The sequence below is a fragment of the Streptomyces sp. NBC_01384 genome (genome assembly GCF_045040035.1).
Lineage (GTDB): Bacteria > Actinomycetota > Actinomycetes > Streptomycetales > Streptomycetaceae > Streptomyces.
In genome coordinates this window covers 7,383,294-7,398,256 of record NZ_CP109559.1, presented here as the reverse complement: position 1 = coordinate 7,398,256, position 14,963 = coordinate 7,383,294, and the positions used below count along the sequence as shown (strand labels likewise).

Here is a 14,963-nt window from a genome sequence, read left to right as displayed (position 1 = left end):
ACCACGTGTCCACGTGCACCGACATCGCTCGCGGGGTCGCCTGCGCCACCGTTGGCTCGTACGCCGACGCCTACGCGTATTTGCGCCCGCTGGTCGACCAGGATGCCCAGCTTTACCACCAGCGCGAGAGTTTGACGGTCGTCATGCACCTGGCGGAGGCCGCGGCGCACGCCTGTCTCCCCTATGAGGCGCGCGGCCTCCTGGCAACCTTCGAACGGTCTGCCGGGCTCACTCCGGCCCCGGTCCTGCATCACCAACTCGCCTACGCACGAGCCGTCCTGGCGCCCGACGAGCATGCTGACGAACTGTTCCAGGCTGCCTTGAAAAGAGACGTCACCCGGTATCCGCTCGTCCGCGCCATGACGCAGCTGGCCTACGGGACTTGGCTGCGGCGCCAACGCCGCAACACCGAATCCCGTGATCCGCTGCGCCGGGCCCACGCCACGTTCAGTGCCATGGGAGCCGTGACCCGCGTCCGGCAGGTCACGGCGGAACTGCGGGCCGCGGGCGACCGTCTTCCCATCGACACCGGTCAGAGGCAATCGGAGGGAGCGATGGACCTGGTCGAGCTCAGCCCACAGGAGAGACGCATCGCCGAACTGGCGGCCCAAGGACTGACCAACCGCGAGATCGGCGAGAAGCTGCGACTGTCACCGCGCACGATCAGCTCGCATCTGTACCGGATCTTCCCCAAGCTGGGCGTCACTTCACGGTTCCAGCTACGCGACCGCCTGGGGATGGATCACGCGTGACCTCTCAGTGCCCGCTCGGCCCGCTCCGCCCATGGCGCGGCGCCCAGCAGCCTGAGCCGCTGAGCGGCGTCCCGCAACAGGATGTCAGCCTCCACCGTCCGCTGCCGGCGCCGCAGCCAGGTGCCGAGCGCCAGGTCCAGCCGGGCCGAGTACCACTCGGAGGACATACCTGCGCACTCCCGAGCCTCAGAGATCGCCTGTTCCACGGCCTCGTCCTCGGCGAGCACGGCGCGCGCATACGCGTGGGAGCGGGTTACTCCAGGAGACGAAAAGAAGCCGTCGGCCGCCTCCAGGACGGCGAGCACCGCCCGCGCCTCCTCCACCCGGCCCGCCGCCACGGCGACGTCAGCGAACAGGTCCACCTGCCAGCAGCGCTGCGCCACGTGTCCGTCCAGGCTGTCGTCCATGATCTGGCGGAAGCACTCGTACGCCGCGTCCGTTCGCCCGCCGGCCAGTTCCGTCAGGCTTCGGGCAATGAGGGTGCCGTTACGCAAGGAACCGTTCCCCGAGGACATGCCCACGTCCTCGACCTCGATGAGCAACTGCTCGGCGCGGTCGGCCGCCCCGCGCAGCGCGGCCAGTATCGCCTGGCACAGCCGAACCCATCTGATCCACCCCGGCTGCTGCGTGTCGACGGCCAGCTCGCAGGACTCCGCTGCTGCGAGATCCGCCTCCTCCCATCGCCCCTGGTAGATCCCCGCCCATGCCCGCAAGGTGAGCACCTGTGCCAGGACCGTACGCTTGCCCTGCTGCCGATGGCCCATGGAGGCCTGCGCGCAGAACGACTCCGTCAGATCGAAGTCGGCCAGGACGAAGGCGGAGAACGCAAGCAGCGAGGCTATCTCGGGGTCACTGACCTCGCGCTGCGCCCAGCCGCGCAAGGTCTGGAGCACCTGGGTGGACAGGGTGAACGCCGAGGTCAGTGCCTGGATGTTGGTGAGGCGCGGATCCAGCGCGTTCAGGCCGAGTTCCTCGGAGGCGGAGAGCACTTCGGTGGCCAGGTCCCTGGAGTAGGCGCTGAAGAAGAAGCGGCGGGCGGCACTCATGGCCAGCATCGCCGCAAGATCGGTCGCCCCGTCGGCGTGCACCCGTCTGGCCGTGTCGACGAGCTGACGTATGCCGTCCGCGTCTGTGGGCTCACCGTCGTCGAACCCCGACTGCAGCCACAGCAGGCGCAGCCGCTCCGGCGCCTCGAGCGGGAAGGTGAGCAGTTCACCGATGCACCGCTGGACCTCCTGGTAGCGGTCCAGCGCATAGGCGAGTTCACCGGCGGTGAGGAGCCGCTCGGCGCGGACCCGGTTGTCCGTTGACAGGCGGGCGGCACGCTCGAACCACACCTCCGCGGTCGTAGCGGCCAGCAACTCGGCGCGCTCGGCGTCGGTCAGGCGCAGAGCCTGAGCCAGCGCGGCTACGGTGCCTTGGCGCGGGCGGCGGGTGTTGCCGAGTTCCATGTCACTGATTCCGCGCGCACTCACCCCTGACGCCTCGGCCAACCGCTCCATTGTCATGCTCCGGTCCAGCCTCAAAGCCCGCAAGACCCGCCCGAACTCGGTAACGCTCACGCCGTGCCACCCCTGGTTGCGCTTCAGTTCTCATCCGATCGGCTTTAAACCGATCGGGGCCAGAATGGCGAAAAAGCGCAACCCGAAACTTCAGTCGTTCGACTGCGATTTCCCGGGGCCGGCCGCGAGGACGTCACGGGCATGGGCGAGCTGCATGCGAAGCAGCGGTGCCGGGGTGATGAGGGACATATGCTCGGCGTTGCGCAGCATCAACCGTGCGTCGAGGGCATTGCCGCTGCGGACCGCGGTCTCGGCGAACAGGCCGAGGGCGTCGAACCACAGTCTCGGGTGATAGCCGGGAGCCCGCGAGTCCAGCAAGGTGCGACAGGTACGATAGGCCTCTTCGTAGCGGCCCTGGACGAAAGCGGACTCCGCCTTCACACGCTGCACGCAGAACAGAACGCTGTTGAGGTGGTTGGCCCGAGCCGAAGGCTCCGTCTCGGCAAACTGCCGTAAGGCAAGCTCCGTGTCACCGCGCCGGGCCCAGAGCCGGGCCTGATACATGCTGACCTCGGCAGAGACCGGCCGACCGCTGTCCCGCGCCAGCTGTACGGCCTCCTGCGCGGCAACCTCCGCCCTTTCCAGGTGGCCCAGTTCCGTGTGGACGACCACCTGCAGGGCGAGCACCTGGGCCAGCGGACCGACCCGGCCCTGAGCACGTAGCAACTGCGCCGCCCGGTCGAGCACCTCCGCGGCTCGGACATCGTGGCCGACGGCGTGCGCAGCCATCCCCAGCAGCCGGAGGGCATGCGGATCCTCCACCTCCGCGGGTCGCAGCGCATCCAGTGCGGCGCAGACCGTCCGACCGCTGGCGACCGGCTCGGCCACGCCGAGGACGGCCAGCCAGCGAGCGTTGTCCCGGAGAGGGGGACAAGCCTCACCCATCAATTCCGCGCCGTCCACCACCGCGGCACGCGCCAACGGGCCGGACTCGGCCCGCCAGCAGCGAAGTGCGGCGCTCAACAGCAGGTCCAGGGCGAGGTTCTCGTCACCGGCCCACGCGGCATCGGCCGCCACCTCGCACAGTTCCCACACCCGCGCAACGTCTGCGGGCGCGCCCTCGCTGAGCGTCTCCAGCAACCACTGCGCCTTCGCCCGGTCCAACACGGTCAGCTCTTGGCGTAGCGCGGTGGTGACCAGCAGGTCGACCAGGTCTTCCTGCCCAAGCTGAACGGCCAACTCGGCAGCTCGCAGCAAGCGGCTACCGCGCTCGGTGCCACGAGTGGTCAGTGCTGCGGCGCGCCGCAGCACCACGATGGCCGACGACACCGCGCCCCGGGCCAGCAGGTCGCCAGTGGTCGCGTCCAGGAGATCCGCCGCCTCGCCGTTGGGACCGCTCTCGGCCTGTGCCCGGTGCCAGGCGCGCCGGTAAGGATCCGCCAGGACATCCGCGAGGGCCCGGTGCGCGCACTGCCGTCGCGCCGGCGACTCGCCTCGAAGGAGCCCAGAACGCACCAACGGATGAGTGAACTCCACCCAGGTGTCCAACACACGCAGCAGCCGCCCTTCCACTGCGCTCGTCAGGACCGACTCGTCGACCTCACGGCCGATCAGGCGGGCGGCCGCGTCCAGAACCTCCCGCAGATCGCCGGAATCGTCCACTGCCGCCACCAGCAGGATGTCTCGTACGGGCCTGGGCAGGTCGGCCGCCACAAGGCCGAACATCCCCTCCAGCCTCGACACGGGCGAGTCGTCTCCCCGGTCCGCGGGCATGGGTTGCCGTGAGGAGAGTTCCAGCAACGCCAGCGGGTGGCCGGCTGCCTCGCGAAGCAGGGTGCGACGCCGCGCCGAGGACAGCGTGGGCGCGTGCTGCCGAAGGAGCCGTTCCGCGTCGTGCGCCGACAGCCGCCCCACCGTGATCTCCGGCCAGCGGCCCCGCTCAAGGGGGCGCGGATACCTGGTGCCCATGGCACACACCAGATCCACCGGTAGCTCCCGCGCCCGCTCGGCGATGAAGGCAACGGCCTCCAGCGTCTGTGCATCCAGCCATTGGGCGTCGTCCACCACAAGCAACACCCGGCGCTGCCTGCTCGCTCGGCTCAGCAGCCTTGCGACACTGCGGTGGACCAATGCCTGCTCCGGGAAGGAGCGCGCCAGCTCGAACGCTGACAGCAGCGCCCTCCTTTCAGGCGGGTCAAGCCCCGGCAGGCCCTGCAAGAGCGGCCGTAGCAGTTCCTCCAGACAGGCGAAGGGCGGCCGAGCGGCAACCTCCACTCCACCCGTGCGGAGCACCAAAGCGCCGTAGGCCCGGGCCAGGCGCTCTGCCACGGAGAGCAGCGCTGTCTTCCCTGTTCCCGGCTCCCCACGGACGGCGAGGACCTGCCCGGGAGGTCCGTCACCAGCCCATATACGGGCCAACACCCGCACTTCATCGTCTCGTCCGTAGAGATTCACCGAAACCATCCGTGGTCCATGTGCGGGTGGGCACGCCACCGACCCGCCAGATGCTATGCAGCGGACTGCGCATCCGCTTGAGTCAACCGACTGTCATGGCTGCCAAATCCCACGGAACCGCTGTCGGCCACCGACCGGCGGCTGCTCGCCTTGCTGGTGGCCGGGTGACCGACAAGGCGATCGCGACCCAGGGGGGCCTGAGCCGACTCAAGCACCCCCGGGAACCCGGACAGCCTTTTCCCGAAGGGAGGTTGAACTACTCAAGCGCGGAGGGCAGTTGAATGACTCAAGCGCGCAGGACGAGGGCAGATCTACGTTCGGTTCGAGCGCTGGGCAGCATACGGTCGGCCGGGCGCGGAACCATGGAGGTGAGTGTGCAATCCGTCGCGTCGCATCAGCGTCCTGTCCACGCAGAGGCTCATCAGGTCCATGCTGGGCAACCAAGGCGGCACCCCGAGGAGAGGGATCCGGCGGCCCGGGAGCAGACCGAGACGGCCCCGCTCGACCTCGCGATCCTGGCGGACGACCACATCACCGAGCAGAGTGTCGCCGCGTATCTGCGTAACTGCCCACGTATCCGCCTGCGCTCGCGGGACTTGGCCGCCGCCTGCGACGTGTTGCTCATCCTGACCGACGAGATCGACGCAACGGCGCTCGAAACGCTGCATGCGGCCCGTGAGGAAGGCTACAAGGCCGCCACACGTGTCGTGGTCGTCACCGATCGGGTGAACCTGTCGGTCCTGCCGAGCGCCCTGGACCTGGGCGTCGTCACCGTCCTTCTGCGCCGGGAGAGCGACATGGAGCAGGTGGTGAAGGCGGTGCTGGAGCCCGACGCCGGTCAACCGAGGCTGCCCAGTTCGGTGGTGCGCTCGCTGGTGGACCGCCTGAGAGCGATGCAGCCCTCCGTCGAAGTCCCCGGCAGCAGGGAGATCGAGGTCCTCAGGCTGCTGGCCGAGGGGCTGGACACGGCGGAGATCGCCACCGAACTCCACTACTCGGAGCGGACCATCAAGCACATAGTGCAGACGATGTGCAAGCGCCTGGGGCTGCGCAACCGGGCCCACGCCGTGGCGTACGGATTCCGGTCCGGCCTGCTGTGAGCGCACCGCCGGCCGCCCGGTCCGTACCGCTTTCTCGGCGTCTGCGGCGCCGAGGAAGCGGCGCACGAGGTGCGGGTTCCGGGACGACCGGACCCGCCGGCGATCGCGGGGACGAGCGCGGACCCGACTGCCGGACCGTGTCCGACAAATGGCGTCTCCGCCCGCGGGGCAGGCCGCATTTGTCGGACACGGTCCGACACCGACACCGACATGAGGAGACATGGACGTGACCGACAACAGCCCGACGGACCTGACCGGGCTGATCCAGCGCGCACGCGAGATGCAGAGCAACCTCACCCTCGCCAAGGGAGACCTGCTGGCCACCGAGGCCAAGGGAAGCAGCGGCAACGGCGCGGTGGAAGCGACCGTGTCCGGTGAGGGGCTGCTGACCGATCTGGTCATCGACCCCTCGATCATCGACCCCGGGGACGCCCACGGCTTGGCCCAGTTGATTCTGCAGGCGGTCAACGAGGCCAATCGGGAACTCGGGGCGCAGCGTACAGCCGTGCTGTCAGCGATCACCGGAGGCTTCCAGGAGATGCTCGCCAACATCCGGCGCCCGCAGGGGTGAGGCCCCACTCACCGCGGGTGCGACCCGGCCACAAGAGGGCCGGGGCCGCACCCGTTCATCGGGGCCGCACCCGCATGCGGGGGGCGACCGGCCCGGCGGTCACCCGGCGCTCCGGTCACCGTCCGCGTCGTCCGGTTCCTCGTCGCTCACGGCGACCTGAATCAGGGTCTCGCCCGCCCGGCGCTGCACCAGGACACCGCGCCCGGGCGGGAGTTCGGCCGCGCGGCGGGTTCCCATGATGACTCCCTCGCGCGGGTCCGAGGACAGAATCAGCCCCGCCGCGCCCAACTCCTTGACACGGGCGACCAGGGGGTCACTCACCAGTGCCCTGCTGATCGCTCCGGACCTGCGGGCGAGCACGATGTGGAAGCCGATCTCCCGGCTCTGCACGGCGAGGTCGAGCAGCGGTTGGAGCGGGGTGGTGCGCCCGCCCCCGACCAGGTCGTGGTCGTCCACCACGAGATACAGGTCGGGGCCGGTCCACCAGTCGCGCCGCCGCAACCGCCGCGCGTCGATGTCGGGTCCCGGCAGCCGCTCGGTGAGGACCTCCGCCAGTTGCGCCGCGTAGGCCTCCGTCTGGCGGGCCTCGGCAGCGTACGCGCCCATGTACGCGGCGGGGACGACGCCCGCCAGCGCACGGCGGTAGTCCACGACCATGAAACGCAGCTCCTCCGGAGGACGGTGGGCGGCCATCTGACGCATCCAGGTCCGCAGGAAGGTCGACTTGCCCGAGCCCGCGTCGCCGACCACCAGCAGGTGCTGGTCGCCGCCTGCCAGGTCCAGGTGAACCGGCTCCAGGTCAGCAGCGTCCAGCCCGATCACGGCGCCGGGTGCCGGGCCGTCGCCGGCCGGTTCCGGCAGCTCGCCGACGCGGATCAGGTCGGGCAGCGTGCGCACCCGCGGCGCGGGGCGGCCCTTCCACGCGGCCGCCACCTTGGCGATCATCTTCTCCTGGGCCTCGGCCAGGCCGTCGGCGCTCTCCCGTCCGTCCATGCGGGGCAGGGCCGCCTGGAAGAAGTGTCCCGGTGCCACGGCGCCACGTCCCGGCACGCCGGCCGGAACGAGCTTGGAGAGCCGACGGTCCACCTCGGACTCAGCGCTGTCGTTGAGACGCAGTTCGAGACGGGCGCTGATGGAGTCACGCAGGTTCATGCGCACGTCGCCCCACCGGTTGGCGGTGATCAGCAGGTGCACTCCGGCGCCCGGTCCTCGCCCCGCGATATCCAGGACCAGGGCGTCGGCATTGTCGATCTCGCCGCGCACGGCTCCCCAGTTGTCGATGACGACGATCAAGTCGGCGGTGCGCAGCGCCGCATCGAAGTCGCCCTTGCGGCTCCTGGCCCGGAACTCGGCGACAGAACCGACGGCGTGCTCGCGGATGAAGTGCTCCCGCTCGCCGATGAGCCGACGGGCGTCGTCGAGGACGCGTCGCACCATCGCCGGTTCGTGCCGACCGGCGACCGCGGAGACGTGGGGTGCGCCGGCCAGGGCGTAAAGGGAGCCGCCGCCGAAGTCCACACAGGCGAACTGGAGCTCATCGGGGGTGTGGGTGAGCATCGCGCTGAGCAGTGTGGTGCGCAGCAGGGTGCTCTTGCCCGACTGCGGCGCGCCGACGAGCGCCAGGTGCGGGTGACGCTGCCCGAAGTCGAGCACCAACGGTTCCTGGCGCTGGGAGAGCGGCACGTCGACGACCCCGACGGGAACCCGCAGGCTGCCCGAATCGGGCCACAGCACGGCCTGACGGCCCCGGCCGACCTGTACGGCGGTAGCACCGATCAGTGCGTCGAGCGGGACGGCCGGTGGCAGGGGCGGCAGCCAGATCTGGTGCACCGCGTTCCCGAATTGGCGCAGCCGTCCGACGACGACCTCCATCTGGGTGGGTCCGGGCAGGCCCTTGGGGGTCGCCTCGCGGCCGGTCGTCCGGTCGGGCTCGGGCGTGGCGAGGGGGACGGGGGCCCGGCGAAGGGTGGCGAGTTCGACCGGTACGGCCTTCTGGAGCTCCTCCCCAGGGCCGTCAGCGGGGTTCTCATAGGGCGCCGACACGTGGGCCACCCGGAAGCGGGTGTAGACGGACTCGCCCACCTTCAGGTAGGCGGAGCCGGGGATGGACGGCAGGTGATAGGCGTCGGTGGTGCCGATCACCGCCCGGGACTCCGCGGCGGAGAAGGTGCGCAGGCAGATCCGGTACGACAGGTGGGACTCCAGCCCTCGCAGCCGGCCCTCCTCCAGGCGCTGGGTGGCCAGCAGCAGGTGCATGCCGAGGCTGCGGCCGACCCGGCCGATCTGCACGAAGAGGTTGATGAAGTCAGCCCGTGCGGAAAGGAGTTCACCGAACTCGTCGACGACTACCAGCAGGTAGGGCAGCGGCTGGAGGGGACGGCCGTGGATGTCGGTGCCGCCCGCGGCCTGGCGGATGTGGTACTCCCGCAGCGAGTCCACGTTGCCCGCGTCGCGCAGCATCTGCTGGCGCCGCTGCTGCTCACCGATGAGGGCGTCGCGGACCCGGTCGACCAGTCCGAGGTCGTCGGCCAGGTTGGTGATCAGGCCCGCGACGTGGGGCAGTTGGGTGAAGCCCGCGAAGCTGGCGCCGCCCTTGAAGTCGACAAGTACGAAGCTGAGGTGCTCCGGTGAGTGGGTGGTGGTGAGGCCGGTGACGAGGGTGCGCAGCAGCTCCGACTTGCCCGATCCGGTCGCCCCGACAACCAGGCCGTGCGGCCCCATGCCGTTCTGGGCGGCCTCCTTGAGGTCGAGGACGAGGTCGTGCCCGCCGGCGTCGGTGCCCAGGGGCACCCGCAGCATCGCCTCGTCGCTGGGCTCCGCCCACAGGCCGGTGGGGTCGAGCCCGGCGAGGTCCGTGATGCCGAGGAGTTCGCTGAGCGGCACGGTGCGCGCGAGGACCTGCTGTTCGTCCTCGGTGAGGAGCAGGGGCGTCAGGGCGCGCGCGGTGGCCTCGCTGAGGGCCGGGTCGGGCTGGTCCGCGACGGCGTCGTCCACGTCCGTGGTCAGGGCCGAGTCACGGGACTCCAGGGTGAGGGAGCCCGAGCCGTCGATGTGTACCCGTACGTCGACGCGGGACGGTTCGTCCGCTTCTCGGGCCACGAGGGCGACGAGGGTGATGCCCAGCGCCGGACCGGCGCTCTCCACGAGTTGGCGGCCGAGTGCGCTGCGGCCCCAGGCGGAGGCGGGGTCGTATCCGTCGATCACGAGGAGGAGACGGCGGGAGGGGCCGGTGCCGCGGCCGGGGCCCGTCAGGGCGGTGGGGCGTGCGGCGGTCTCGGTACGGGCCCTGGCCAGTTCCCGCTCCAGGACGTCGGCAAGGCCGTCGAAGGAGTCTGCGACGAGGGGAGCGGGTTCGCCGTCCTCGGCCTCCGGCTGCTCCGGCTCGGCGCCGGCCGATCCCGTTGCGGTGCTGTCACGGGTGTGGGGCAGCCACGCGGTCCAGGCCCACTGCGCGCTCTGGCCCGATGTGCAGACGGCGAGCGTCACGTCCTCGGGGGCGTGCAGTACGGCGAGCTGGGTGACGAGGGCGCGGGCGGCGGCCCGGGCCCGGTCCGCGGGGCCGAGAATGCTCACCACCCCGGCCCGGCCCACGTCGACCAGCGCCGGCTGGTGCGCGACGGTGCCAAGGGCGGAGCGGACCCGTTCGGCGGCCGCCATGGACGTGGGCTCGTACTCGACCGTGGGATCGGTGCGGGCGGACATCTGAAGCGGCGTCACCAAGGCGCCCCGGCCCGTGCCGAGGCGCAGGCGGAGGAAGTCCGGGTCCCCGGGGCGGCGTTCCCAGACGCGGCGGCGGCGGGCCGCGATCGCCCACAGCCGCTCCGGACCGGGGTGCTGCCACAGGGACACCTCCCGCTGCATCGCAGCCACCTCGCGACCGGCCTCCTTGACCTCGGCCAGGTGCTCCAGGTAACGCCCGCGGTGCTTGTCCAGGGTGCGCTGCTGGTGGGCGCGGGCCTGCTGCCGAGCGCCCACGACGAGGACCACCGACAGCACCACGATGACGATGGCGAGGACGGTGGTGAGAGTGTGCCGGTAGGTCACCATGTAGGCCGCGATGCTGATGCTGGAGAGCAGCGGCAGGAGCAGCGTCATCCAGGTCGACATCGACGAGGAGTTCTGCACCTGCGGCGGGGCGGCGAGGGTGAGCCTGCTGTCGGGGAGCTGCGGGGGGTGGACCCGGGCGGGCCGGTGCCAGGCGATCCGACTCATGGACTTCGGCCTTGTCTGGAAGGTGGTGGGCAGGTGGTGGGCAGGGGTGTGCCGCGGGTCACTACGCCGGGGCGGCGGGAACGTCCTGCGGCAGGACGGTGACGAGGTCGTGGGTCGAGGGCGACTCCAGATCCGAGACGCGCCGCCCCTGGCTTTCCGTCATGGACTGGAAGACCTGGCGGGCGGTACGGCCGTTGCCGAAGCCCTCTCCCCGCGCGATGGCACGGAAGTAGTGCAGCAGCGCGGTGCGGGTGGCGTCCTGCAGGGTGTACTCGTGCTGGGCCGATTGCTGGTCGACGATCCGTACGAGTTCGTCCGCGCTGTAGTCCTGGAAGGTGAGGGTGCGGGTGAAGCGTGAGGCGAGACCAGGGTTGGCGGCCACGAAGCGCGCCATGTCACCGGGGTAGCCGGCGACGATGACGACAACCTCGTCCCGGTGGTCCTCCATGAGTTTGACGAGGGTGGCGATGGCCTCCTGGCCGAAGTCGTTGCCCTGTCCGTGAGGTACCAGGGCGTACGCCTCGTCGATGAAGAGCACCCCCCCGAGCGCGCGGCGGAACACCGCGGTGGTCTTGGGCGCGGTGTGGCCGACGTACTCGCCGACGAGGTCACCGCGGCCGGTCTCCACGAGGTGGCCACGGGCGAGCAGTCCGAGTGCCGCGAGGAGACGCCCGTAGAGGCGGGCGACGGTCGTCTTGCCGGTTCCGGGGTTGCCCGCGAAGACGAGGTGACGGTTGAGGGGCGGAGCGGCCAGGCCCGCCTCCTTGCGCCGCTGCACCGTCTGCATGAGCTTGACGAGGGAGCCGACGTCCTCCTTGACGCCGTCGAGGCCGATCAGACTGTCCAGCTTCCCGCGCAGGGACTCCAGGGTCTCCCCCTCGTCCGCGGCGGCGGCCCCGGACGCCGTACGGGGCCGCGGCTCGACGGCTTTTCCGGTGGCTCCGGTGGCCACCGCGCGTCGTCCGCCGCTTCCCGCGGGCAGCGTGGACTCCTTGACGTCCGCGGTCTCGCACTCCTCGAAGACGGGTGCGGCGGTGGGTACGAGGCTGAGGTCCTCGTCGGTGTCGTGCACGAGGCAGCGCCGGAACACGGGGGCGGCGTCGGCACCCACGTGCAGGGCCGGATAGGCAGCCTGCGAGATGTCGCAGTCCTCGAAGACTCCGGTGCCTCCGTCGCCGACGAAGACGGCGTTCTTGGCGCTGCCGTGGACAGCGGTGGCCCGCACGGCGGGCTGGGCGCCGCGCCACACCACGATGCCGCTTCCCCCGGTGTCGGCCACGGTGCAGCCGTGCAGCACCGCGCTGCTGCGCGCGTCGAGGAAGATACCCGCGGTGCCCGTACCGTGGACGTGCGTGTCCTCGATGAGGGCCTGAGCGTCCTCCCCGATCTCGATGCCGGTGCGCTTACTGCCGGTGACCTCGCAGCGGTACAGGCGCGGGCGGTGCGCGGAGCCGGCGAGGGCGATGCCGATGTCGTTCCCGCTGACGCGGCAGTCGGTCAACTCCGCGTCGCCGTGCTCGTCGACGGTCAGCCCGGCCAGGTCGGTGGTGTGCACGGCGGTGTGCCGCGCGGTGAGTACCGCGTGACCGGTGACGCGTATGCCGTACTCGGGGGTGCCGTGCACCTCGCAGGCACTCAGCACCACGCGGGAGGTACCGGTCAGGTGGACGGCGGTATACCCGCTGCCGGTGATCCGGGTCTCGTCCAGACGCAGGTACGCCTCCTCGGCGGCGTAGACGCCGTTGGCGGTGGACCGGGTCAGCTCGCCGCCGGTCACCGTGGCCTTGGCGGCGCCGAAGACGGCGAGGGCGGTCGCCGCGGTGTCGAGGACGCTGGTCCCCTCCATGGCCAGTTCGGCCTGGCCCGAGGCGACGACTCCGGCCGCGCGTGCCTCGGTGACCCGGCAGTCGCGCAGCACCGCCCGGGAGCCACCGGCGGCACTCAGGCCCGCTCCCCCGGTTCGGAAGACCTCGCACCGCTCCAGCAGCACGGTGCCGTCGCGGTCGTGGCCCGCGGCCGCCGAGTCGTCGGCGGCGGTCCCGCGGGGCCTCCGCCCCGCCCGGTCGCCGTCGGCCGGTGCCACGGTGACCGCGCTGATCAGTCGCACCCCGTCCGCCCCGGTGTCGTACACGCGGCAGTCGCGCAGGACGGGAGCGGCGACGCCTTCGACAAGCACCCCCGCGCGGCCCGTGGTGGACAGGTCGCAGTGCTCGAAGGTTCCGCGCGCCTCGCCGCGGAGGGCGCAGCCGTGCCCGCTCAGGCGCCGTGCCGTCAGTCCGGTCACGGTGGGCCGGGCGGCGCCCTCGACGGCGAGTCCGTCGCCCTCGACGTCCCGCACCGTCAGGTTCCGCAGAACGGGGGTGCTGCGCCCGCTCACCCGTACGCCGACGACGGAGGTCTGGGAGACCACGCAGCTGAGGAGGGTCGGGGCCGCGTCCCCCGACACCTCGACGTGGCCACCGGAGATCTCCAGCGCCTCCAGAACAGGCGCGCCTGCGTTGACGACGAGCGCTGCCTCACCACGGTGTGCGCGCAGCGTCAGTCCCCGCACGGTGGCCGAGGGGGCGAGCAGCGTGAGGGCGGCCCCGTGGGCGGAGACCACCTCCACGGTCCCGCCACCGGGCGTGGCGACCAGGGTCACCTCTCGGTCGATGACGAGGCTCTCACGGTAGACGCCGGGCTGCACCGTCACCGTCGCCCCGTCCGCGGCGGCCCGCAAGGCACCGGTGATGGTGCGGTGCGTGCCCCATCCCCGGGCTGCGACCCGCTCCACGATGTGCGTGCTCATGAGCTCCCTTCCTGGGACGCGCCGGGTGCGGAGACCGGGCACGGCCCTGACGGCCGTGTCACAGGTGGGCGAGGTGGGTGTAGACCCCGAACGCGCCGACGGCGAGAGCCAGGGCGGCGGTGGAGCAGAGGAATTCCAGGGTTCCGTGCCAGGCCGGCCGGGTCCGGTCGGGCAGCGGGCCGCGGGCGGTGCCGCCGAGGCCGCCCAGCAGCAGGACGAGTCCGGTCAGCGCCGTCGCCAGCAGACCGCACCACCAGGGGGTGTGCAGGCGTGCGGGGAGTTCGAAGAGCAGGGTGAACAGTCCGGTGCCCGCGGCCGTCACCGCCGGGAGTGCCTCCGTGACCAGGCGGAACCCGCCTGCGCGCAGCAGCAGGGCGACGGAGACGCAGCTGCTGAGGCCGAGGGCGTACGGGTCCTGCGCGCGGCCGAGCACGACGAGGCAGCCGACTGTCAGCGCGCACAGGAACGCGCTCGCCCCAAGCGTCAGGCGGTGCGAGCGGCGCACCAGGAACTCCACGGTGGAGGCGTCGGCGCTCTCCAGCCGCGACCTGCTCGTGGAGTGGACGACCACGCGGTCGGCGGCCCATGGGGTGATGAGGTACAGCGCGAGGCAGAGCACGGCCACGAAGCCCGCGGCGCGCACCGCGTCGGCGTGCAGCGCGCGGAGGACGGCGGTGGTGAGGAACGCCAGGGTCCCGGTGGCGCAGAGCGCGCCGGTGGTCAGGCCGGGGAGGGCGAGGAAGACCAGGACGCCGCCCGCCGCAGCCCCGAGTACGGCGTTCGGGAGGGCCGCCCCGGACTGGTGCTGGAGGCTGCCGAGGCGTTCCCCCGCGACACACAGGGCCGGAACGGCCAGGAGGGCGCTGACGTGGCGGAGCGGCGAGGGCACGGGCCAGTCGCGCACCCGGGCGGCCCAGGCCAGGGCGATACCGATGAGGGCCACTGCGGCGGCCAGGGCGCACACCGGTACGGAGTCGCCCAAGGGGGCGGCGACTCCGCCCGCGATCAGCGCGGCGGTGAGCCAGGCAGCGCCGGTCACCGCGCCGGCCATGGCGCGGTGGCGGCGGTTCCAGGGACGGTCACTGAACCGGGCGGCGGCCGCGGCAACCTCTTCCTCAAGGTCGAGAACGACCGGTTCGTCGGCCTCGCCGGCCAGGACATCGCGCAGGTGGAGGACGGTCCCGTCGGCGACTCCGGCGTCCGCCAGGCTCTCCGACAACGGCAGCGGGCGCTGTCCGGCGATCGCCATCGACCAGGCGGGAGGCAGCAGTTCGTCCTCGCTCTCCCCGAGGAGGGCGCCTACCGCCGCCATGTACTCGGCAAGCGGGGTGCGCGCGGGGAGGGCCAGATCGGCCCTGCGGTGGCGGCCGACGACTGTGACCCGGCAGCGCAGGTCGCCGCCGACGAGGGCACGTGTGGCGTCGGTACTGGTCATTCAGGTCCGCTCCCTGGCAGGTATGCGAGAGGCCGCGACCGCCTCCGGTCTCGCCCGGCGGCGGGCAGGCGCGAGAACCGCCACCGGCCTGCATGGCGGGTCCTCCCGAAGTCGGCACGCACCCCTCATCGGAGTCGCGGCGAGGAGGC

The 14,963-nt window shown here is 71.6% G+C and carries 8 protein-coding genes; 3 read left to right on the top strand and 5 right to left on the bottom strand.

Annotated elements, in window-relative coordinates; genetic code table 11:
* The first annotated feature begins 5 nt into the window (after positions 1 to 5).
* A complete protein-coding gene (locus OG747_RS33780; protein WP_405883146.1) occupies positions 6 to 752 on the top strand; it encodes a LuxR C-terminal-related transcriptional regulator in 747 nt (248 codons plus the stop codon).
* Here OG747_RS33780 and OG747_RS33775 read toward each other — a convergent pair.
* A complete protein-coding gene (locus OG747_RS33775) occupies positions 743 to 2,314 on the bottom strand; it encodes a helix-turn-helix domain-containing protein (protein WP_405883145.1) in 1,572 nt (523 codons plus the stop codon). The two genes, OG747_RS33780 and OG747_RS33775, sit on opposite strands and share 10 nt — an antisense overlap.
* A 90-nt stretch (positions 2,315 to 2,404) precedes the next feature.
* A complete protein-coding gene (locus OG747_RS33770) occupies positions 2,405 to 4,717 on the bottom strand; it encodes an AAA family ATPase (protein WP_405883144.1) in 2,313 nt (770 codons plus the stop codon).
* A 365-nt stretch (positions 4,718 to 5,082) separates the two neighbouring features.
* On the opposite strand from OG747_RS33770, the gene OG747_RS33765 reads away from it, so the two are divergent.
* Both OG747_RS33765 and OG747_RS33760 read left to right on the top strand, forming a co-directional pair.
* A complete protein-coding gene (locus OG747_RS33765) occupies positions 5,083 to 5,808 on the top strand; it encodes a response regulator transcription factor (protein ID WP_405883143.1) in 726 nt (241 codons plus the stop codon).
* 226 nt (positions 5,809 to 6,034) lie between these two features.
* Complete coding sequence (locus tag OG747_RS33760) at positions 6,035 to 6,379, top strand: YbaB/EbfC family nucleoid-associated protein (RefSeq protein ID WP_405883142.1); 345 nt, start codon at positions 6,035 to 6,037, stop codon at positions 6,377 to 6,379.
* 99 nt (positions 6,380 to 6,478) lie between these two features.
* On the opposite strand, the gene eccCa is transcribed toward OG747_RS33760, so the two are convergent.
* From eccCa to OG747_RS33745, 3 genes are all read right to left on the bottom strand, one after another.
* Positions 6,479 to 10,591, bottom strand: coding sequence for a type VII secretion protein EccCa (gene eccCa / locus OG747_RS33755; protein WP_405883141.1), 4,113 nt, complete (start codon positions 10,589 to 10,591; stop codon positions 6,479 to 6,481).
* Between the two features lie 61 nt (positions 10,592 to 10,652).
* Positions 10,653 to 13,379 carry a right-handed parallel beta-helix repeat-containing protein gene (locus tag OG747_RS33750; protein WP_405883140.1) on the bottom strand — a complete coding sequence of 909 codons (2,727 nt, stop codon included), beginning with the start codon at positions 13,377 to 13,379 and terminating at the stop codon, positions 10,653 to 10,655.
* A 58-nt stretch (positions 13,380 to 13,437) separates the two neighbouring features.
* Positions 13,438 to 14,814, bottom strand: coding sequence for an EsaB/YukD family protein (locus OG747_RS33745; RefSeq protein ID WP_405883139.1), 1,377 nt, complete (start codon positions 14,812 to 14,814; stop codon positions 13,438 to 13,440).
* Between the last annotated feature and the right edge of the window lie 149 nt (positions 14,815 to 14,963).

Excerpts from the sequence above, each read along its gene's own strand:
- OG747_RS33770 (WP_405883144.1), bottom strand. The coding sequence starts at position 4,717 with ATGGTTTCGGTGAATCTCTACGGACGAGACGATGAAGTGCGGGTGTTG.
- eccCa (WP_405883141.1), bottom strand. The coding sequence starts at position 10,591 with ATGAGTCGGATCGCCTGGCACCGGCCCGCCCGGGTCCACCCCCCGCAG.
- OG747_RS33750 (WP_405883140.1), bottom strand. The coding sequence starts at position 13,379 with ATGAGCACGCACATCGTGGAGCGGGTCGCAGCCCGGGGATGGGGCACG.
- OG747_RS33745 (WP_405883139.1), bottom strand. The coding sequence starts at position 14,814 with ATGACCAGTACCGACGCCACACGTGCCCTCGTCGGCGGCGACCTGCGC.